This window comes from Marilutibacter spongiae, from assembly GCF_014145325.1.
Taxonomy (GTDB): Bacteria; Pseudomonadota; Gammaproteobacteria; order Xanthomonadales; family Xanthomonadaceae; genus Marilutibacter; species Marilutibacter spongiae.
On record NZ_JACHTF010000008.1, the window covers coordinates 152668 to 172446 of the forward strand.

Annotated in this window: 19 protein-coding genes and 1 pseudogene; 2 read left to right on the forward strand and 18 right to left on the reverse strand. The window is 71.8% G+C overall.

Annotation, left to right across the window (positions count from 1 at the left end):
* Positions 1-70: 70 nt before the first annotated feature.
* From H4F98_RS09180 to H4F98_RS09225, 10 genes are all read right to left on the reverse strand, one after another.
* A complete protein-coding gene (locus H4F98_RS09180) occupies positions 71-1090 on the reverse strand; it encodes a tetratricopeptide repeat protein (RefSeq protein ID WP_182686964.1) in 1020 nt (339 codons plus the stop codon).
* Positions 1090-1554, reverse strand: a complete 465-nt coding sequence (locus H4F98_RS09185) for a cytochrome c-type biogenesis protein (protein ID WP_182686966.1) — start codon at positions 1552-1554, stop codon at positions 1090-1092. Before H4F98_RS09185 ends, H4F98_RS09180 begins: the two co-directional genes overlap by 1 nt.
* On the reverse strand, positions 1551-2129 hold the full coding sequence (locus H4F98_RS09190; protein ID WP_182686968.1) for a DsbE family thiol:disulfide interchange protein: 579 nt from the start codon (positions 2127-2129) through the stop codon (positions 1551-1553). The genes H4F98_RS09185 and H4F98_RS09190 overlap by 4 nt, the downstream gene beginning before the upstream one ends.
* A complete protein-coding gene (locus H4F98_RS09195; protein ID WP_182686970.1) occupies positions 2126-4084 on the reverse strand; it encodes a heme lyase CcmF/NrfE family subunit in 1959 nt (652 codons plus the stop codon). The genes H4F98_RS09190 and H4F98_RS09195 overlap by 4 nt, the downstream gene beginning before the upstream one ends.
* Positions 4085-4570: a cytochrome c maturation protein CcmE gene (ccmE, locus tag H4F98_RS09200; protein ID WP_182686972.1), complete on the reverse strand. Its 486-nt coding sequence runs from the start codon at positions 4568-4570 to the stop codon at positions 4085-4087.
* A gap of 10 nt (positions 4571-4580) precedes the next feature.
* A complete protein-coding gene (ccmD, locus tag H4F98_RS09205) occupies positions 4581-4757 on the reverse strand; it encodes a heme exporter protein CcmD (protein ID WP_182686974.1) in 177 nt (58 codons plus the stop codon).
* Positions 4754-5533, reverse strand: coding sequence for a heme ABC transporter permease CcmC (ccmC, locus tag H4F98_RS09210; RefSeq protein WP_182686976.1), 780 nt, complete (start codon positions 5531-5533; stop codon positions 4754-4756). The genes ccmD and ccmC overlap by 4 nt, the downstream gene beginning before the upstream one ends.
* 69 nt (positions 5534-5602) lie before the next feature.
* Complete coding sequence (gene ccmB / locus H4F98_RS09215; protein ID WP_182686978.1) at positions 5603-6292, reverse strand: heme exporter protein CcmB; 690 nt, start codon at positions 6290-6292, stop codon at positions 5603-5605.
* A complete protein-coding gene (gene ccmA / locus H4F98_RS09220) occupies positions 6289-6930 on the reverse strand; it encodes a heme ABC exporter ATP-binding protein CcmA (RefSeq protein WP_182686980.1) in 642 nt (213 codons plus the stop codon). Before ccmA ends, ccmB begins: the two co-directional genes overlap by 4 nt.
* Before the next feature lie 82 nt (positions 6931-7012).
* Positions 7013-7504 carry a DUF3293 domain-containing protein gene (locus tag H4F98_RS09225; RefSeq protein ID WP_182686982.1) on the reverse strand — a complete coding sequence of 164 codons (492 nt, stop codon included), beginning with the start codon at positions 7502-7504 and terminating at the stop codon, positions 7013-7015.
* A 137-nt stretch (positions 7505-7641) separates the two neighbouring features.
* On the opposite strand from H4F98_RS09225, the gene H4F98_RS09230 reads away from it, so the two are divergent.
* Positions 7642-8790 (forward strand): pyridoxal phosphate-dependent aminotransferase, encoded by a 1149-nt coding sequence (locus H4F98_RS09230; protein ID WP_182686984.1) that lies wholly within the window; start codon positions 7642-7644, stop codon positions 8788-8790.
* A 9-nt stretch (positions 8791-8799) separates the two neighbouring features.
* Positions 8800-9597: an amidohydrolase gene (locus H4F98_RS09235; protein ID WP_182686986.1), complete on the forward strand. Its 798-nt coding sequence runs from the start codon at positions 8800-8802 to the stop codon at positions 9595-9597.
* Between the two features lie 12 nt (positions 9598-9609).
* Here H4F98_RS09235 and H4F98_RS09240 read toward each other — a convergent pair whose 3' ends face one another.
* The 8 genes and pseudogenes from H4F98_RS09240 to H4F98_RS09275 all read right to left on the reverse strand — a co-directional run bounded on the left by H4F98_RS09240 (position 9610) and on the right by H4F98_RS09275 (position 19512).
* Complete coding sequence (locus H4F98_RS09240; protein WP_182686988.1) at positions 9610-10296, reverse strand: hypothetical protein; 687 nt, start codon at positions 10294-10296, stop codon at positions 9610-9612.
* Positions 10293-11396: an NAD(P)/FAD-dependent oxidoreductase gene (locus H4F98_RS09245; RefSeq protein WP_182686990.1), complete on the reverse strand. Its 1104-nt coding sequence runs from the start codon at positions 11394-11396 to the stop codon at positions 10293-10295. The genes H4F98_RS09240 and H4F98_RS09245 overlap by 4 nt, the downstream gene beginning before the upstream one ends.
* Before the next feature lie 101 nt (positions 11397-11497).
* Positions 11498-11863 carry a DUF3592 domain-containing protein gene (locus tag H4F98_RS09250; protein WP_182686992.1) on the reverse strand — a complete coding sequence of 122 codons (366 nt, stop codon included), beginning with the start codon at positions 11861-11863 and terminating at the stop codon, positions 11498-11500.
* Between the two features lie 60 nt (positions 11864-11923).
* Positions 11924-13285 (reverse strand): pyridoxal phosphate-dependent decarboxylase family protein, encoded by a 1362-nt coding sequence (locus H4F98_RS09255; RefSeq protein WP_182686995.1) that lies wholly within the window; start codon positions 13283-13285, stop codon positions 11924-11926.
* A 287-nt stretch (positions 13286-13572) separates the two neighbouring features.
* A complete protein-coding gene (locus H4F98_RS09260) occupies positions 13573-16836 on the reverse strand; it encodes an efflux RND transporter permease subunit (protein WP_182686997.1) in 3264 nt (1087 codons plus the stop codon).
* Positions 16826-17635: pseudogene (locus H4F98_RS09265) on the reverse strand (efflux RND transporter periplasmic adaptor subunit); the annotation flags it as partial. The pseudogene H4F98_RS09265 and the gene H4F98_RS09260, both read right to left, overlap by 11 nt.
* 161 nt (positions 17636-17796) lie before the next feature.
* A complete protein-coding gene (locus H4F98_RS09270; RefSeq protein ID WP_182687001.1) occupies positions 17797-19071 on the reverse strand; it encodes a TolC family protein in 1275 nt (424 codons plus the stop codon).
* Between the two features lie 54 nt (positions 19072-19125).
* Positions 19126-19512, reverse strand: a complete 387-nt coding sequence (locus H4F98_RS09275) for a hypothetical protein (RefSeq protein ID WP_182687003.1) — start codon at positions 19510-19512, stop codon at positions 19126-19128.
* Positions 19513-19779: the final 267 nt, after the last annotated feature.

Consider the following 19779-nt stretch of genomic DNA (forward strand, 5'->3'; position numbering starts at 1 on the left):
CGCTATTTGATTGCAAGCGATGATTATCGCCACGGCTGGAACGCTGTGGTTCCAGCCGTGGTGCTGCGACCTATTCGACGACCTGGTCGATCAGCAGGGCGGCCTTGGCGCCGTCGCCGGTATCGACCTGGACGGGCGCTGAGGTGAAATCGCCGGGCGCGGCACGGGCATCGCCGCTGGCGGAGATCCGCGCCACCAGCTCGACGGTGTCCAGCTGCGAGAGCTTCATTGTCGGCATCGGGCTGTCGGCGTCGGTCAGGTTTACCGTCAGGGGGAAGCCGGTGACAGGCAGCTTCTTCGCCGCGACAGGCATGGGCGGCCCACCGGGTTGCCGCGCAAGCACGAACAGGGTCGCGTTCGCGGGCAGCCGCATGCCAAGCTGCGGGTCAAGCGAGACCGCGATCGTCACGCCCGCCGACGCGGGCGTCTCCGCAGGCTCGGGCAGGGGCGGCAGGCCGGCTTCGCTCCGGGCCAGGGCGATCTGTTCCCGCAGCGGTCGCGCGGTACTGGCATCGACGATCGCGAGCAGGGGCTCCCAGACCTCGGCCGCGGCCGCGGCATCGCCGGCCTGGCGACGCGCGATGCCCAGGAACCAGCGCGCGCGCTGGTGCATCGGCTGCACCTCGACGGCGTGCTCGAGCATCGCCACGGCCTCGGCATCGAAGCGACGCTGCGGGTCGTTCATGGCGCGCGACTCGGCGAGTTCGGTGAGCAGGTCGGGATCGTCGGGCGCGTACTTCAGCGCATTCCCGAAGGCGTGCGCGGCCTTGGCTAGCGCACCCTGCGACTGGTAGGCATTGCCGAGCAGGCGCCAGCCCTCGGGCTGGTCCGGATCTTCGGCGAGCTTGCCTTCCAGTTGCGCGATGGCCTGGTCCAGCGTTTCGGGCATCGCCGACACGCGGTTGGCGGGGTCCAGGGCCGGCGGCATGCCCACCGTGCCGTAAAGGACCCCGGCCAGCACGACGAGGGCCAGGACCGCGCCGGTACCGGCGGCGGGACTGCTGCGCCAGAGAGGGCGCAACGCCCAGGCGAGGGCGCCGACGGCCATGAGCAGGGCGAGCAGGGTGAAGACGAGGGCGGGCGTGCTCATCACCACTCCTGGGTATCGTCGACGGGCACCGGCGCATCGCCGCCACGCCGGCGCACGGCGACCACGACGGCGACGGCGCCCAGCAGCAGCACCGCGAAGGGGCCGAACCACAGCAGCCAGGTGCGCGACTCCACCTCCGGCCGGTACAGCACGAACTCGCCGTAGCGGGCCACCAGGTAGTCTTTGATCTCCTCGTCGCTGCGGCCTTCGCGCATCAGCGCGAGCACCTCGCGGCGCAGGTCGACGGCGATCTGCGCATTGGAATCGGCCAGCGACTGGTTCTGGCACATCACGCAGCGCAACTCCACGACCAGGGCGTGGAAGCGCTGCTCCTCTCCCGCATCGCGGAACTCCAGCGGCGCGCCGGCCGGGGCCTGGGCATTCACGCGCGGCGCCAGGGCGACAAGCGAAACACCGGCCAGTGAAAGAAGCAGGGCCAGCGCCACGTGGCGGAGCGCGGTCATCGCGCGTCGCCCTCGGCTTCGATGCGGTCGAGCAGCGGCGTCAGTTCGTCGCGGACGATCGCGTCGGTCACCGCCCCGACGTGTTTCCAGCGGACGATGCCCTTTGCATCGACCAGGAACGTCTCCGGCGCGCCGTAGATGCCCCAGTCGAGCGCGGCGGTGCTGTCGTAGTCGACCAGCACCACCCAGTAGGGGTTGCCGTACTGCTCGAGCCAGCGCATTGCGTCGGCGTGTTCGTCCTTCCAGTTGTAGCCGATCACGCGCACGCGCTTGGTCTCGGCGAAGCGGGTCAGCACCGGGTGCTCGACCCGGCACTCCGGACACCAGCTGCCCCAGACGTTGAGCAGGTACGGCGCGCCCTCGAGCGCCTCCGACGACATCAGGCGCCCGGCTTCGTGAAGCACCGGCAGCTCGAAGCGGGGCGCGGGCTTGCCGATCAGCGGCGAGGGCAGCGCTTCGCGGTTGGGCTGGCTGCTGAGCCAGATGCCGGCGGCGAGCAGGACGCCCAGCAGGGCGACGACCGCCAGGGGCAGCCAGCGCATCGCGGAGCGGGCGGGACGCGGGGTGTCGGTCATGCGGCATTCTCCTGCTGCCGGGCGGACGGGGCCAGGCGGAAACGCCGGTCGAAGGCGGTCAGCAGGCCACCGAGCATCATCAGCAGCGCCCCCGCCCAGACCCAGCGCACGAAGGGTTTCACGTGCACGCGCAGCGCCCAGCTGCCGCCGCCCAGGGGCTCGCCCAGGGCCACGTACAGGTCGCGGGCGACGCCGCGGTCGATCGCCGACTCGGTCATCACCTGGCCGCCGCTCGCATAGGCGCGTTTCTCCGGGTGCAGCACCGCCAGCGGATCGGTGGCCTGGCCATGGAAGACGCTGACGCTGCCGCGATCGGCCTGGTAGTTCGGGCCTTCATGGTGTTCCACGCCGTCCAGGCGGAAGCGATAGCCGCCCAGCTCGACCGCCTGGCCCGGCGCGACGGCGACCTCGCGCTGCTGGCTCAGGCCTTCGGTGAGCAGGGCGCCGACGACGAACACCGCGATGCCCAGGTGGGCAAGCACCATGCCCCACATCTCCGGCGTCATCCGGCCGCTGGCCCGCAGGCGCGACCACGCGAAACGCAGCGTGCCCAGGGCCACCCAGGCGGCGCCGGCGATGCCGAAGCCGACCTTCCACGCGCCCTGCGGCGCCAGGAAGAACGCGCCCACGCCGCACGCGGCGGCCAGCGCGAACCAGGGCGCCAGCATCGCCAGCGGCCGGCTGGGCTGCTCGCGTTGCCAGCGGGTCAGCGGGCCCAGCGGCACGAGCAGCACGAGCGGGGCCATCAGCACGATGAACATCAGCGCGAAGTAGGGCGGGCCGACCGAGATCTTGCCCAGTTTCAGGGCGTCGGCGAGCAAGGGGTACAGGGTGCCGATCAGCACCATCGCGCAGGCGGTGGTCAGCAGCAGGTTGTTGACCAGCAGCAGGGTCTCGCGCGAGCTCGCCGCGAAGGGCCGGCCGTCGAGCGGGCGTTCGCCGTCGCCGGTCGACGGTGCGCGCAGGGCGTACAGCAGCAGCGAGCCGCCGATGACCACGCCCAGGAACACCAGGATGAAGACGCCGCGGGCCGGGTCGGCGGCGAAGGAATGGACGCTGGTCAGCACGCCCGAACGCACCAGGAACGCACCGAGCAGGGAGAGCGAGAACGTCGCGATCGCCAGCAACAGGGTCCAGCTGCGGAAGCTGCCGCGCTTCTCGGTGACCGCCTGGGAGTGGATCAGCGCCGCGCCCGCCAGCCAGGGCATGAAACTGGCGTTCTCCACCGGATCCCAGAACCACCAGCCGCCCCAGCCCAGCTCGTAGTAGGCCCACCAGCTGCCCAGCGCGATGCCCAGGGTCAGGAAGGCCCAGGCGATGTTGGTCCACGGCCGCGTCCATCGCAGCCAGCGCGCGTCGACGCGGCCATCGATCAGCGCCGCGATCGAGAACGCGAACGAGACCGCGAAACCCACGTAGCCCATGTACAGCATGGGCGGGTGGATGATCATCCCGGGGTCCTGCAGCAGCGGGTTCAGGTCGCGCCCTTCCAGCGCAGCCGGCAGCAGGCGCTCGAACGGATTGCTGGTGAAGATGAGGAACGCCAGGAAGCCGGTCGCGACCACGCCCAGCACGCCCAGCACGCGGGCGATCACCGTCTCGGGCAGGCGCCGGGAGAAGCGCGCCACCGCCGCGGTCCAGATCGCGATCACCAGCACCCACAACAGCAACGAGCCCTCGTGCGAACCCCACACCGCGGTGTAGCGGTACACCATCGGCAGCAGGCTGTTGCTGTGCTGGGCGACGTAAGCGACCGAGAAATCCTGGACCACGAAGGCGTGGGTCAGGATGGCGTAGGCGATGCCCACCAGCGCAAGTTGCACGTACGCCGCCGGTCGCGCGACCGCCATCCACGGGGCGATCCGGCGCTGCGCGCCGAGCAGGGGCAGCGCCGCCTGCAGCACCGCGACCAGCAGGGCGAGTACCAGGGCGACCTGGCCAAGCTCGGGCAGCACTTATTCGGTCCCTTCGGCGTTGGCCGGGCCGGTGTCGACGGCATGCTTCTGGTGGGCCTGGCCCATCTTGTCGGCGACCTCCCGGGGCATGTAGTTCTCGTCGTGCTTGGCCAGGATCTCCTCGGCGACGAAGCGGCCGTCGTGCATGCGTCCGGTCGCCACCACCGCCTGGTTCTCGCGGAACAGGTCCGGCAGGATGCCCGAATAGCTCACCGGCATCTCGGCGTCGCCGTCGGTGACCCGGAAGGTGGCTTCCAGCGAGCCCTCGGCGCGGTGGAACGAGCCCTTGGCGACCATGCCGCCGAGGCGGAAGCGGGTCTCGCCGGCGGCGACCTTCTCCCCGGCCTCGCCGCTGATGACTTCGCGGGGCGTGTAGAGGTAGGCCATGTTGCGCTGGAGCGCCATGGCCACCAGGGTGGCGGCGATGCCGGCGGCGGCGATCAGGGCGACCACCCAGAGCAGGCGGCGGCGACGGGTCGGGTTCATGCGGCGGTTCTCATCGTTTCAATGCGTTCGCGTCGGTCGCGCGGCGTTCGCGCCGTGCCGGCGCGGCGGCGCGCGCGCGCTCGCGGCGCAGCACGCGGCGCACCTGCAGGCGGGGGGCGAGGAAGTCCCAGGCCAGCACTCCCACGAACACCGCGTAGGCGGCGAGCACGTACCCGGCGGCGCTCATGGCCGTGCCTCCGTGCGGGGATCGGCCGCCACGGCGGGCAGGGCGGCCTGCGCCACCCAGGCCTTGCCGGCTTCGCGGCGCAGGTTGTCGGCGCGCGCACGCACGAGCAGCGAGCCCAGGAACCAGAACTTGGTGCCCAGGACCGTCCACGCCAGCGGCCACATCATGCTGGCGTCCATGCTGGACTCGCCGAACAGGCGGATCGTCTGGCCCTGGTGCAACGAGTTCCACCACACCACCGAATAGCGGATGACCGGCAGCAGCACGACGCCGACGATCGCCAGCAATCCGGCGGCGCGCGCCGCGGCGCGACGGTCGTCGATGGCGTGGTACAGGCCCATCACGCCCAGGTACATGAACAGCAGCACCAGTTCGGTGGTCAGGCGCGGGTCCCAGTCCCACCAGGTCCCCCAGGTCGGCTTGCCCCAGATCGAACCGGTGGCGAGGGTGATCAGGGTGAAGGCGGCGCCGATCGGCGCGCAGGCCATCGCCAGGATCTCGCACAGCTTGATCCGCCAGACGAGCGCGATCGCCGCGTAGAACGCCATGGCCGCGAACACCGCCATGCTCATCCAGGCGCTGGGCACGTGGATGTAGAGGATGCGGAAGCTGTCGCCCTGCAGGTAGTCGGCCGGTACCCGGAAGAGCGCGCCGTACAGGCCGATGGCGATCAACAGCAGGCCCAGGCCATGGCCCCAGGGGGCCCAACGCGCCGCGAACCGGTCGAAATAGGGCGGCGAGCCGAGTTTGTGGAACCACAGGACGATTGGATTCATGCGCTCTTCAAACCTGCCGTGCCGGCGCGGGCCGTTCGGCGTGTGGGGTCGGCATCGGCGTCGACGGGCTCAGTTGAGTGCGATCCGGATCGCCGCGGCCGCGGCGAGCGGCGCCAGCAATGCCGCCAGCACCAGTCCGGCTCCCATCATCAGCAATGCGCCGGCGTACTCCATTCCCTGGGCCGAGGCGGCGACGCTGCCCGCGCCGAACACCAGGACGGGGACGTACAGGGGCAGCGCCAGCAAGGCCACCAGTATACCGGAGCGCCTCATCCCGACGGTGAGCGCCGCCACAACCGCTCCCACCAGGCTGAGCAGGGGCGTGCCCAGCGCCAGCGACGCCATCAGCACGGGCAACTGCGCGTGCGGCAGGCGCAGCATCTCGCCCAGCAGGGGCGCGGCGAGCAGCAGCGGGAGCGCGGTGGTGGCCCAGTGCATGAACGTCCTGACCGCGACCAGCCATGCCAGCGGCACCGGCGCGAGCATCCATTGCTCCAGCGAGCCGTCCTCGGCATCGCCACGGAACAGGCTGTCCAGCGACAGCAGGCCTGCCAGCAGCACCGCCAGCCACAGGATCGCCGGCGCGACGGCAGCGAGCGTGTTGGGCTCGTTGCCCAGGGCCAGCGCGAAAAGCACCACCACCAGCAGTGCGAACAGGGCCGGTTGCAGGGCATCGCCGCGGCGGCGCCAGACCAGGCGCAGGTCGCGCAGCACCAGCGCCCGGGCGGTGCTGGCCAGGCTGGGAGTCGCGGCGCTCACGTGGCCTTCTCCAGCGCCAGCAGGCGGGTACGCACCGGCGGCGCGGCATAGGCCCCGTGCGTGGTGACCAGGGACGCGCCGCCTTCGTCGAGGTGGACGCGGACCATGCGGTTGACCAGTTCGATGCCTTCCAGGTCCAGGTTCGCGTAGGGCTCGTCCATCAGCCACAGCGGCGCGGGCGACAGCCACAGCCGGGCAAGCGAGAGGCGCTTCTTCTGTCCGGCCGACAGCTGCCGGACCAAAGCGTCCTCGAAGCCGCCCAGGCCGACCACGTCCAGCGCGTCTTCCAGCGAGGGCGTGGCGCGCCTGCCATGCAGGCCGCAGAGGTAGTCCAGGTTCTCCCGCACGCCCAGGTCGGCCTTGGCGCCGGGCAGGTGGCCCAGGTAGGCGGTGGAGCGCGCGCGGGAGAGCGGATCGGCCGGCTGGCCCTGCAGGCGCACCTGTCCGCCTTCCGGACGCAGCAGTCCGGCCAGCACCCGCAGCAGCGTGGTCTTGCCCGCGCCGTTGTCGCCCTGGACGAGCAGCGCCTCGCCGGCGTCGACGCTGAAGTCGAGCGGTCCGAACACCGGGTTGTCGTTGCGCGAGAAGCGCAGCTGCCGGGCTTCAAGCAGCGGGGAGTGGGGCGGGGGGGCGGTCATCGCGCTCGGACGGGCGGCCAGGCGGGCCGGGACGCGGCATTCTAGCAATCGGCGTCCAGGCGCCTGCCGGGGACCGCGCCGTTCAATCCGGGTCCGTGGCCAGGCCGCAGCCCCAGTCGACGAAGGCCGGCGCCTGTGCGCCCTCCGCCAGGGCCATGCTCATGCGCAGGCGCACCGGCTCGCCATGTTCCCAGAACAGGGTGCCGGCCTGGCCGAACTCGACCGCCAGCGTGTCCAGGACCGCGACGTCGATGTCGGCGACCAGCCAGCCGGACTCGCGCCATTGCTTGTCGCGGTCGTGCGCCCAGGCCGGGTGGAAGCCCAGGTCCAGGGACTGCAGGCGGGCGACGAGTCGGGCGTCGGCCGCGTTGTTGGCGGCCTCCGGCAAGGGCTGGGAGGCCGGGTTCCATGCGGTGATGAAGGCATAGCGGCGGGCCGCGCAGTAAGCCTCGACGTCGACGGCCGGCTCGCCCACGTGCAGGGCGAGCACGTCGCCGTCGAGCACGACCGCGTACTCCGCGGCCGCATAGGCGGAGGCCAGCTCGCTTGCGTCGACCAGGTGGAGGCGCTGCATGGTTTCGAGTGTCCTCGCCCGGGCGGGGTTGTGCAATGGGACCGCGACGCCCGCCGGCGTGTCTCCCGGCAACCGGAGCATGGGTTTTCGTACACTTGCAGGCCGATGCAGCACACGCCCCCGCGCGAATGGATCCGATGAAGCCCGAAACCAAGTTGCCCAAGGTCGGTACGACCATCTTCACCGTCATGTCCCAGCTGGCCGCCGAGCACGGTGCCGTCAACCTGGGCCAGGGCTTCCCCGACTTCGAGGTGCCGGGTCGCCTGGTGGAGGCCCTGGACCGCGCCATGCGCGCCGGGCTCAACCAGTACGCCCCGGCCCACGGCCTGCCGGCGCTGCGCGAGGCCATCGCGGCGAAGACCGAGCGCTGCTACGGCCACCGGCCGGATGCGGACCGCGAGGTGACCGTGACCTCGGGCGCCAGCGAGGCGATCTTCGACGCGATCCACGCCGTGGTCCGCCCGGGCGACGAGGTGATCGTGCTCGACCCCTGCTACGACTGCTACGAGCCGGCGATCGACCTGGCCGGCGGCGTCGCCGTGCACGTGCCGCTGGACCCGCGCACGTTCGCCCCGCACTGGGGCGTGGTCAGCGCGGCGATCACGCCGAAGACGCGCATGCTGATGGTCAACACGCCGCACAACCCGTCCGGCGCCATGCTCGGCACCGGGGACATCGACCGCCTGGCCGCGCTGCTGCGCGGCACCGACATCGTGCTGCTGTCGGACGAGGTCTACGAGCACATCGTGTTCGACGGTGCTCGGCACGAATCGATCCTGCGCCATGCCGAACTGCGCGAGCGTGCCTTCGTCGTCTCCAGTTTCGGCAAGACCTACCACTGCACCGGCTGGAAGGTCGGCTACTGCGTGGCGCCGCCGGCGTTGACGGCCGAGTTCCGCAAGGTCCACCAGTACAACACCTTCTGCACCTTCACCCCGGCGCAGGCCGCGTTCGCGGAGATGATCCGCGAGGACCCCGCGCACTACGAGCAGCTGGGCGCGTTCTACGAGGCCAAGCGCGACCGCTTCCGTGCCCAGCTCGAAGGCACGCGACTGAAGCCGCTGCCGGTGCCGGGCGGCTACTTCCAGCTGGTGGACTACTCGGCGGTGAGCGACCTGGACGATACCGCCTTCTGCCGTTGGCTGACCACCGAGAAGGGCGTGGCGGCGATCCCGCTGTCGCCGTTCTACGAATCGCCGCCGGCCGGGCAGCGCCTCGCGCGCCTGTGCTTCGCCAAGAACGAAGCCACCCTGGACGAAGCCATCTCGCGCCTGGGGACGCTCTGAGGACCGATCATGGACAACCTCCGCATTTCGCTGGTGCAGGGCGACACCCGCTGGCACGATCCGGCCGCCAACCGCGAGTATTACGGCGAGCTGGTCGGCTCCCTGCGCGACCTGACCGACCTGGTGCTGCTGCCGGAGACCTTCACCAGCGGCTTTTCCAACGACGCCATCGACCGCGCCGAAGACATGGACGGCCCGACCGTGGCCTGGCTGCGCGAGCAGGCGGCGAAGATCGGCGCGGCGATCACCGGCAGCGTGCAGTTGCGCGTGGGTGACGGCGTCTACAACCGGATGCTGTTCGTGACCCCGGACGGCGGCCTGCGGCACTACGACAAGCGCCACCTGTTCCGCTATGCGCGCGAGCACGAGCGCTACGCCGCCGGCCGCGAGCGGCTGACGGTCGAGTGGAAGGGCTGGCGCATCTGCCCGCAGGTCTGTTATGACCTGCGCTTCCCGGTTTTCTCCCGCAACCGCTACGACGTCGAGCGCCCGGGGCAGCTCGACTACGACCTGCTGCTGTTCGTGGCCAACTGGCCGGCGGCGCGCGCGTACCCGTGGAAGACCCTGCTGCGCGCGCGTGCGATCGAGAACCTGAGCTACGTGGCCGGCCTCAACCGCGTCGGCACCGACGGCAACGGCATCGCCTATTCCGGCGACAGCGCGGTGATCGACTTCCTCGGCCATCCGGTCAGCGAATGCACGGACGAGGAAGTGGTGGTGACGACCACCCTGCAGGCGGCCGAACTGCAGGCCCACCGCGAACGCTTCCCGGCCATGCTGGACGGCGACGCATTCGAGCTGCGCTGAGTCCGCGGGCGGTCAGGCCGCTGGAGGAGGGGCCGGGTCCACCGAGCGACGCGCACCCGATGCCGCAGGCAGGCGGGTGCCGCCCGATTGTCGGCAGCGGCCACCGTTCAGCCAAGGCCTCGTATCGGGGACGAAGGCCATCTTGCGGTAGCTCCAGAGGAAGCGAACCCCATGCTTGACGAACCAGGCATGGGCCTGCCGGTGGCCGAAACCGTCGCTCCATTCGTGCAGGGACGACCACAGCGTTCGGGTGGCATGGCAATCCGGTCGGGCCTCGTGCAGGGCGCGATGCATGGCGATCGTGCGGACCGCCTCGCCACTGGCAAGCAACGACCAGGTCAGCAGGATCGGCAGGCACAGGGCGATCGCGCCCGTTGGCCAGCGGTCCCTCGTCGCGCGCCGAAGGACCTTGCGCGCACGCAACATGGCCAGCAGCAGCGCGAGCCAGACCAGGAGGCTGGTGCCGGCGAAGACAGGGCAGGTCGACAGGGCAAGGGTGGCGACGACCTTGGCTGCCACCGGGGGCAGGAAGGCGTAGAAGACGCCCAGCACGAAGCCGGACGCCAGCGCGAGGTTGAAGCTCATCGAAGCGTGGAACAACAGGACAAGGACAAGCAGGAACCCGCATCCGGGCAGGTCGCGTGGACGCGCGTCCTCGACCGTAGCCACGCACGTGTCTTCGTCTTCGCTCGGGCTCATGGCCGGTGGCCGCGCTTGTGGAAGTAGACCTGTTCGGCCGCCCAGCGCAGCGGCGGGGTGTGCATGAGCAGGTCGAAGGGCCAGTCGAACTGCAGCCGGTCGTAGGCCCAGCGCAGGGCGCGCTTGGCGCGGAAGCGTGGCGCGGCCTCGACCGCGGCGCACTCGGGTGGCGGGCCGCCATCGCGGACACGCGCCGCGACTGCGCGGCCGATCGTCCAGCCGTGCTCCCAGGCCGAGTGGATCCCGCCGGCGGTCACCGGCGATACGATCCCGGCCGCGTCGCCGGTGAGCATCACGCCGTCCGCGGCCAGTGGCCAGACCGGACCGCTGCACGGGATCAGCCCGGCGCGGGTGGTGCCCGGCTTGAGATGGCGCGGCAGCCCGCCGACGTCGCCCACCCGCATCAGGAAGCCGTCGATGTCCGGCACCCGCGCACGGTCGGGATCGTGGCGCAGGGCGAGGCCGGCCTGGATACCGGTCGGCGACTGCGCGATCCAGCCGATGTAACCCGGTGCGTAGCGCTTGCTGATGAAACAGTGCAGGGCGTCGGGCGAGGCCAGGCGGGCGCCGGGGAACTCGTACTCGACGCCGTAGAGGAACTGCTGCACCTGTCCCAGCCCGGTCGCCCGCGCCACGCGTGAGCGCGCACCGTCGGCGCCGACCAGATAACGCGTGCTGCCGATGCCGTCCACCGACCAGCCATCCGCGCGGCGCTCGGCGCCGGTGAAGGCCGTGCCCAGGTCGAGCTCGACGCCGTGCGCCACCAGTTGCGCCGCCAGCCATCGCTTGATTTCGGGCGTGTCGGTGGTCAGGAAGTAGTAACCGGGCGCGGCCAGCGCGACCTGCTTGAGGCTGGGCGCGTAGAGGCGGACCTGTTCGACGCGGCGCACCAGGTGCGACGGCAACTGGTTGAGCAGGGTCTGCTCGGCGGCCTCCTTCACGATGATCCCGGTGGTGTGCAGCTTCTCGCCCGGATCGCGCTTGCGTTCCAGCACGCGCACGCGCAGGCCGGACTGGGCGGCCGCCAGCGCGCAGGCGGCACCGGCGAAACTCGCGCCGACGACGACCAGGTCGTGGTCGCTCCGGGGGGCATGGGGCATGGTCGGGACTCCTGCGGGAATGGCAGGCAGTCTGTCGGGGCGGTGCAAACCGGGGATGGCGCCACGGTGAAGCCGGTGCGAAGTCTCGCGCCGGCACCGCCTCAGTCCTCGCGATCGACTGCCTCGCGGGCCTGGCGGACGAGATGGAGCGGTGCGCTCACGTGGGTCTTGCGACGGGCGTAGACGATCGCGATCGAGGTGCCGCGTGGGTGCTGGTTCCAGACGCCGTCGGGCACCAGCGACACGTGTTCATGCCGCTCGCCATGGCCGTCGCGGTATTCGTAGCGCAGGCGCTTCTGCGCCTGGTAGGTGCTGCCGGTGTGCTTGATGCGCTCCACCACGCGGCCCTCGGTCTCCACGCCATCTTCGACCAGCAGGCGCAACTGCATGCCACGGCGCGCGGCGACGAGGACCATCGCGAGCACCAGCAGCAAGGGGAGGGCAATGGCCAGTGCCAGGGTCGTCATCCGTCCGTGTTCCGCGCGAGGCTCCAGAACCGGGATAACGCAGCGCGTGGGCGGAACGGGTCAGCCTCGTGCCGGCGCCTGCGTCGCCAGTTCGCCAATCAGGGCGATCGCGCGATCCACGTGTTCGGCCCGGGTGCGCCAAGAAGACACGCTCATGCGGAATGCCGCGCGCCCCTGCCACAGGCCCGGTCCGAACCAGATGCGCCCGCTGTCGACCGCGCGGGCCTGGAGCGCCCGCGTGGCCTCGTCGTCGTCGAGGCGGGCGAGGACCTGGTTGAGCACGACGCGGTTCAGGACCTCGATGCCATGTGCACGCAGGCCTTCGGCGAGCCGGGAAGCCAGCTGGCAATGGTGCTCGACCAGGGCGGCGACGCCCTCGCGCCCGAGCGTCCGCAAGGCCGCCCAGACCGGGATGCCGCGGGCGCGGCGCGAGAACTCCAGGCCGAGGTTCTTCTGGCTGTCGGCCGAGGCCGTCGAATAGGCCGCGTCGGCGTTCATCGCGGCCGCCAGGACCCCGGGTTCGCGGCAGATGGCCATCGCGCCGTCATAGGGCGTGTTGAGCCATTTGTGCGCGTCGGTGGTCCAGCTGTCGGCGCCGTCCACGCCCTCGGTCAGCGGCCGCGTGCGCGGGTTGGCGCGGGCCCACAGACCAAAGGCGCCGTCGACATGGACCCAGGCGCCCGCCGCGCGGGCGCGGGCGATCAGGTCGGGGAAGGGGTCGAACTCGCCGGTGTTGACCTCGCCCGCCTGCAGGCAGAGCAGGGTGGATGCGTCCAGGGGCGGCAGCCGCGCCGGATCGATGCGGCCGTGGGCGTCGACCGGCGCGCGTTCGACCCGGTCGAGGCCAAAACCCAGCACGCGCAGGGCCTTGAGCACGGTGACATGGACGGTATCGGACACCACCGCCCGGATCGGTGGACTGCCCGCGAGGCCGCGGGCGTCGAAATCCCAGCCCTGCCTGCGCAGCAGTTCGCGCCGCGCCGCGGCGATGCAGCTGATGCCGCACGCCGTCGCGGAGGTGCCGAAGCTCACAGCGCTGCCGCGCGGCAGGTCCAGGATGTCGAGCACCCAGCGACCGGCGACGCGCTCGATGGCGTCGGCGACCGGCGAATTGAGCGACGAGGACGCACACTGGTCCCAGGCCAGGGCCAGGCGGTCGGCCGCGGCGGCCACCGGCAGCGACGCACCGATCACGAAGCCGTAGTAGTCGGGCCCGTTGGAGGCCACGGTCGCGGGCGTGCCCAGCGCGTCCAGGCGTTCAAGCGTGTCCGAGGCGGGCAGGCCCGTGGCCGGCAAGGCTTCATCGAAGCCCGCCAGGGCCGCGATCGCGTTGGCGTCCGGGAACACCCGGTGCGTGCCGATGCCCGCGGTGTAGCGCGCCGCGCGGCGGTCCGCATCGGCGATGAGTTCGAGTTCGTCCATGCCTGCCATCCGTTTCCTGCGGGAGAGTCGGGGATTGTCGCGCATCGCGCTATCGACGCGGTGGCGGCGATGCAGGGCCCGGTGGCAGCCTTGGGGGAGCGCCTTGAGGTGATCGCGGGCGATGCATGGAACATGCGCTGCGCTTCCCCACCTGGGCCTCGCTGCAGCGCGAAGGCCTGGCTCCCGATGCGCAGGCGCGCCTGGTCGGTCTCTGGCTGGCCGGACTGGCCTGAGCGCGGCGCCGGGACCGGGGCGCGCGCGGGCGCCCCGGTCGTGCTCCCGGCCCGTCAGCCGGCGCTGGCCTGCGCCGCGACGCGGGTCCTGGCGTGGAGCCAGCCATACAAGGCCGGCAGCACCAGCAGCGTCAGCAGCGTCGAGGACACGATGCCGCCGACGACGACCGTCGCCAGCGGGCGCTGCACCTCGGCGCCGGTGCCGACGTTGAGCATCATCGGCACGAAGCCCAGCGAGGCCACCAGGGCCGTCATCAGCACCGGGCGCAGCCGGCCGAGCGCGCCGTCCCGGATCGCATCGGCCAGGGGCAGGCCCTGCTCGCGCAGGCGCCGGATGAAGGCGATCATCACCAGGCCATTGAGCACCGCGATGCCGGACAGCGCGATGAAGCCCACGCCCGCCGAGATCGACATCGGGATCCCGCGCACGGCCAGCGCCACGACGCCGCCGGTCAGGGCCAGCGGCACGCCGCTAAAGACGATGGCGGCGTCGCGCAGCGAATTGAACGCCATGAACAGCAGGGCGAAGATCAACGCCAGCGTCAGCGGCACCACCCAGGCCAGGCGTCGAGCGGCCGAGATCAGTTGCTCGAAGGTGCCGCCGTAGTCGACCCAGTAGCCGGCCGGCAGTTCGACGCTCTCGCCGACGCGTCGGCGCACGTCCTCGACGAAGCCGCCGAGGTCGCGACCGCGCACGTTGGCGGTGACCACCACGCGGCGCTTGCCGTTCTCGCGGTTCACCTGGCTGGGGCCGCTGACGGTCTCGATGCGCGCGACTTCGCGCAGCGGCACCGTGCCGGGCAGGCCCGACGGCCAGTTCGCGCCGGCGCCGGCCTCGTCCTCGCTGAACGCCTCTGGCAGCGGGATCGGCAGGTCTGCGAGGGCATGCGGGTCGCGGCGCAGCGCTTCGGGCAGGCGCACGACGATATCGAAGCGCCGGTCGCCTTCGAACAACTGGCTGGCGACCTCGCCGCCCACCGCGGTGGCCACGGCGTCCTGGACCACGCCTGGGTTGAGGCCGTAGCGCGCGAGCGCGACGCGGTCCGGGGTGACAGTGAGCATCGGCAGGCCGCTGGCCTGTTCCAGCCGCACGTCCGCCGCGCCCGGCACTCGGCGCGCGGTGTCGGCGATCGCATCGCCCAGCGCCAGCAGGGTGTCGAGATCGTCGCCGAACACCTTGATCGCCAGCTCGGCGCGGACCCCCGAGATCAGCTCGTTCATGCGCATCTGGATGGGCTGGGTGAACTCGTAGTTGTTGCCGGGCAGGCGCGCCACCCCCGCTTCGAGCTCGGCCACCAGCGTGGCGCGCGGCTTGCGCGGGTCGGGCCATTGGTCGCGGGGCCTGAGCATCAGGAAGGTGTCGGCGACGGAAGGCGGCATGGGGTCGGCCGCGACCTCGGCGGTGCCGATCTTGCTGAAGACCCGTTCGACTTCGGGAACCGTCCCGAGCCAGGCCTCGAGCGACTGCTGCATGCGCACGGATTGCTCCAGTCCGGTACCGGGGATGCGCATGGCGTGCAGGGCGATGTCGCCCTCGTCGAGCTGCGGGATGAACTCGCTGCCGAGCCGGGTCGCAAGCAGGCCCGACAGCACGACCAGGCCCAGCGAGCCGGCCAGGACCGCGGTCCGGTGGCGCATCGCCCAGCCCAGGGCAGGACGGTAGGCGCGCCGGGCGAGCCGCATCGCGCGGTTGTCGTGCGGCTCGTCGTCGCTTGCGCCGGTACGGTCCACGCCGCCGAGCGATCGCCGCGGCGCCTCGCGGCCGAGGAACAGGGCGATACTGGCCGGCACGAAGGTCATCGACAGCAGCATCGCGCCCCCGAGCGCCAGCACGACGGTGATCGCCATCGGGTGGAACATCTTTCCCTCGATGCCGGTCAGCGCGAAGATCGGCAGGTAGACCAGGGTGATGATCGTCAGGCCGAACAGGCTGGGTCGGACGACTTCCGCGGTCGCGCTGGCGGTCAGTTCCCGCCGCTCGTCCGCCCCAAGCGCCCGGCCGGACAGGCGTCGTGCTTCGTCGAAGCGGCGCAGGCAGTTCTCGATGATGATCACCGCGCCATCGACGATCAGGCCGAAGTCCAGCGCGCCCAGGCTCATCAGGTTCCCCGAGACGCCGCCGCGGACCATGCCGGTGACGGTGAACAGCATCGCCAGCGGGATCACCGCGGCGGTGATCAGCGCCGCGCGGACGTTGCCCAGCAGGAGGAACAGCACCAGCACCACGAGCAGGGCGCCCTCAGCGAGGTTGCGCGTGACCGTGGCGACGGTACGCTCGACCAGCGCGGTGCGGTCGTACACCGCGGTCGCGGTGACGCCGTCGGGCAGGCTGGCGGCGGCCTTCTCCAGGCCGGCGGCGGCATCGCGGGCGACCTCGCGGCTGTTGGCGCCCACGCGCATGACCACGGTGCCCAGTACGACTTCATGGCCGTCCTGGCTGGCTGCGCCGCTGCGCAGCGGCATGCCTTCGCCGACCTCGGCGACGTCGCGGATGCGGATGGGGACGCCGTCGCGCCGGTCCAGCACGATCGCGCCGATCTCCTCCAGCGCCGGACGGTCGCCCGCACCGACCTGGCCGGGGACGCGGACCAGGAACTGCTGGCCATTACGCTCGATGTAGCCGGCGCCGACGTTGCGGTTGTTCAGGCCGATCGCGCGCCGCACGTCGTCCAGGCCCAGGTCGAAGGCGACCAGGCGCGCCGGGTCGGGGGTGACATGCACCTGGCGTTCGTGCCCGCCGATGGTGTCGACCTCGGTGACGCCTGGCAGGTTGCGCAACTGCGGCCGGATCACCCAGTCCTGCAGGGTGCGCAGGTCGGTGGCGGTCCAGGCCGTGCCATCGGACTTGCGCGCCCCCGGTTCGGCGTCGACGGTGTACATGAAGATCTCGCCCAGGCCGGTCGCCATCGGGCCCATGGCCGGGTCCAGCCCCGGCGGCAGCTGGCTGCCCAGCTGCTGCAGCCGTTCGTTGACCTGTTGGCGGGCGAAGTAGAGGTCGGTGCCGTCCTCGAAGACCACCGTGACCTGCGAGAGGCCATAGCGCGACAGCGAGCGCGTGTAGTCGAGCCCGGGCAGGCCGGCCAGCATGGTCTCGACCGGAAACGTCACGCGCTGTTCGACCTCCAGCGGCGAATAGCCGGGGGCTTCGGTGTTGACCTGCACCTGCACGTTGGTGATGTCGGGGGTGGCGTCGATCGGCAGGCGCGCCAGGCTCCATGCGCCCAACGCCACCAGGGCCAGGGTCGCGGCCAGCACCAGGCCGCGGCGGCGGATGGCAAAGCGGATGATGGCCTCCAGGACCGGCGCGTCAGTGCTCATGCGAGGCCCCCGACTTTTCGATGTCGGCCTTCACCAGGTAGCTCTGCTCGACGACGACCGTTTCGCCCGTCGCCACCCCCGACAGGATCTCGACGCGTTCGCCGTCGCGTTGCCCGACCTCCACCGCGCGGGCCTCGTAGCGGTCGCCCTCGACGACGAAGACGACTTCGCGCCCGTCCAGTGACTGAAGGGCGGTCGCCGGCACCACGCGTTCGGCCGGTGCCTGGCTGACGGTGACGCGTGCGCGCACCGCGGTACCCGGGCGCCATTGGCCATCGGCATTGTCGAGCACCGCGCGGGCGATCGTGCTCTGGCTCGCGGTGGCCGTGCCGGGGAGGATGCGGTCCAGCACGGTGTCCTGCGTGGCCTCGTCGTCGAGCCGGCTTACCCGCACCGGTGCGCCGGCGCGCAGGTGCCGCGCATCGCGTCCGAATACGTGCAGGTCGACCCACAGGCGCGAGAGGTCGCTGACCTCGATCAGGACGGCATCCGCGTCGGCGATGTCGCCGACGGAGGCATTGCGCGCGGTCACCACCCCGCCCAGGGGCGAGCGCACCGGATACGGCCCCAGGCTGAGGTTGCTTTCGACGATCGCCAGCACCTGGCCGCGCTCGACCCGGTCGCCGAGGTTCGCGTCGAGCCGCAGCAGCGGTCCGGGAAAGCGCGCGCCCACGCGGGCCACGCGGCCTTCGATGGGGGTGAGCAGCCCTTGCACTTCGTGGCTGTCGGCGATGGTGCCGGCGGCCACGACGTCCACCCGGATGCCCGAGGCCTCCGCGATCGCCGGTTCGATACGGGTGGCGGGCGCGTCCGCGTGCGCAGCGTCGCCATGGCCATCGTCGTGGTCCTGGCGGTCCGCGTTGGCGTCGGACGGCGGCGCGTCGTTGCAGGCGACGAGGAGCAGCATCGCGAGCGCGAGCGGCAGGGCGCGCGCGATGGCGCGCAGTGCATGCACGGGGTTCATGGCGTGGATCCTGGGTTCGGGGCCGCGGTCGCCAGCAGGGGCTGGGCGGTCAGGCGCTGGAGTTCGATGAGGGCGCGCTGCCCATCCACGGTCGCGGCGAGCTGGCGCCTGCGCGCGTCGACGAGGCGGTCCTGGAGCTGGGTCCATTCCAGCGGGCCGGCGGCGCCGCGCTCGAAGGCGACGCGGGCATCGCCTTCGGCGCGTTCCAGCGCGGGGATGATGTCGTCCTCGAAACGCAAGGCTTCAAGGCGCGCGAGGCGGTAGCGGCCATGGGCTTCCGCCAGCGTGGCGTACAGCGACAGCGATGCCGACTCGCGCTCCACCGAAAGCCGTTGCAGTTCGGCCTTGGCCATCCGGATGCCCGGTGCGGCCCGGCTGCGGCTGCCGAGCGGGATCGAGATCCCGGCGACCAGGCCGACATCGTCGTCGGCCTGCAGCCGCCGCACGCCGAGGCTCCAGTCGATGTCGGCGCGCGATTCGCTGCGCGCCAGCTGCAGGCGGGCCTCGGCGACACGGCGCTGGTCGGCGAATCGCGCCAGGTCCGGGGTGTCGCGCAGCAGGGCCTCCAGGCGCGCGAGTGGCGCGATTTCCGGCAGGTCCGGCGGCACGCGGTCCGCGAGCTCGAACGAGGGATCGCGTCCGCCCCACAGCGCGGCCAGTCGCGCGAGGGCGATCGCGTGCTGTTGCGAGGCACGCTCGAGTCCGAGCTCGGCCTCGGCGCGTGCGGCGCGTGCGGTCAGCACCAGAGAGGCGGGCGAGGCGCCCGCCTGCCGCCGCCGCCGTGCGAGCGACACGGCCTGTTCGCGTTGGCGGATGTCCTCCAGCGCGACCCGGCGTTGGGCGGACGTGGCGACGGCGTCGAGATACCGGCGCGCGGTCTCGGCCAGGAGGTCGAGGCGACGGCCGGCGCGTTCGTTGTCGAGGCCGTCCATGCGACGCTGCACGACGGCCGCGCGTGCGTCGGCCTTGGCGCCGCGCTCGAGCACCGAGGACAGGCCCAGGGTCAGCTCGGCGCCATCGAGCGCGCGCAGGCCGCCGCTGCCGAAGGCGTTCTCGAGCGATGCATCCAGACGCAGGGACGGGCGCTGCGCGGCCTGGTCGCGCTCGTGCGCCAGCAGGGGGCGTCGTGCGTCGACCTCGCGCAGGTCGGGGTGGGCCCGGAGGACGCGCGCGAAGGCGTCGTCCAGGCCAAGGGGCGCGCCGGCGCACGCGGGCAGGGCCGCGAGCGCACAGGCGAGGCCCGCGGCGAAAGCCGCGAGTCGCAATGTCATGGGGAACTCCGATGGTTGGGCGGGACGTCGGGCTGGCGGAAGGCCAGGGCGAGGTCAGGCCCTTATCGGAGGACGGAAGGGCGTTTCGGCCGGCGTCGTCGCCGGGGCGTCGTAGTCCACCGCCCGCGGGGATGATGCCGAGCGGGGGTGGGGGAGGGCGGCCACGAGTGGCGCCGGCACCGGCGTGGACTGGCCGCAGCAATGGGCCAAGTGCAGCAGGGTGTGCAGGGTGGGGTCTTCGCCGGCCTGGCGCGCATCGCCGACGTCGTTGGCGGCACCGACATGCGTCTCGTGCGAGGCGGCGCCGGCGTGGGCCAGTTCGTGGACCTCGCCGAACGTGGTCAGGACCGGGCGCAGCAACAGCGACAGCGCGAACAGGCCCAGCACCAGCAGGCGCAGGCCAGGCGAAAGGGTCGCGAACGGGCGTCCGGTACGGCTCATCGGGGCGCAGCTTAGCCGCTCGCCCGATGGGACACTATTGCACTGCGCCCATGGCGCGGCCGAAACCCGTTTGCTTCGCATGCGCCGGCTCCCGTCGATGCGGGCCCGGAACGGAGAAGGGCGCCCCGGGGCGCCCTTCTCGGTGAAGCATGCCGCGCGTGCGGTCAGCCGCCGCGCTGGCCGCCGCGACCGCCACCGCGGTTGCCGCCCGGGCCGCGCCCCGCGCCACCACCCGGGCCCCGCCCGCCGCCACGGTTGCCGCCGGGG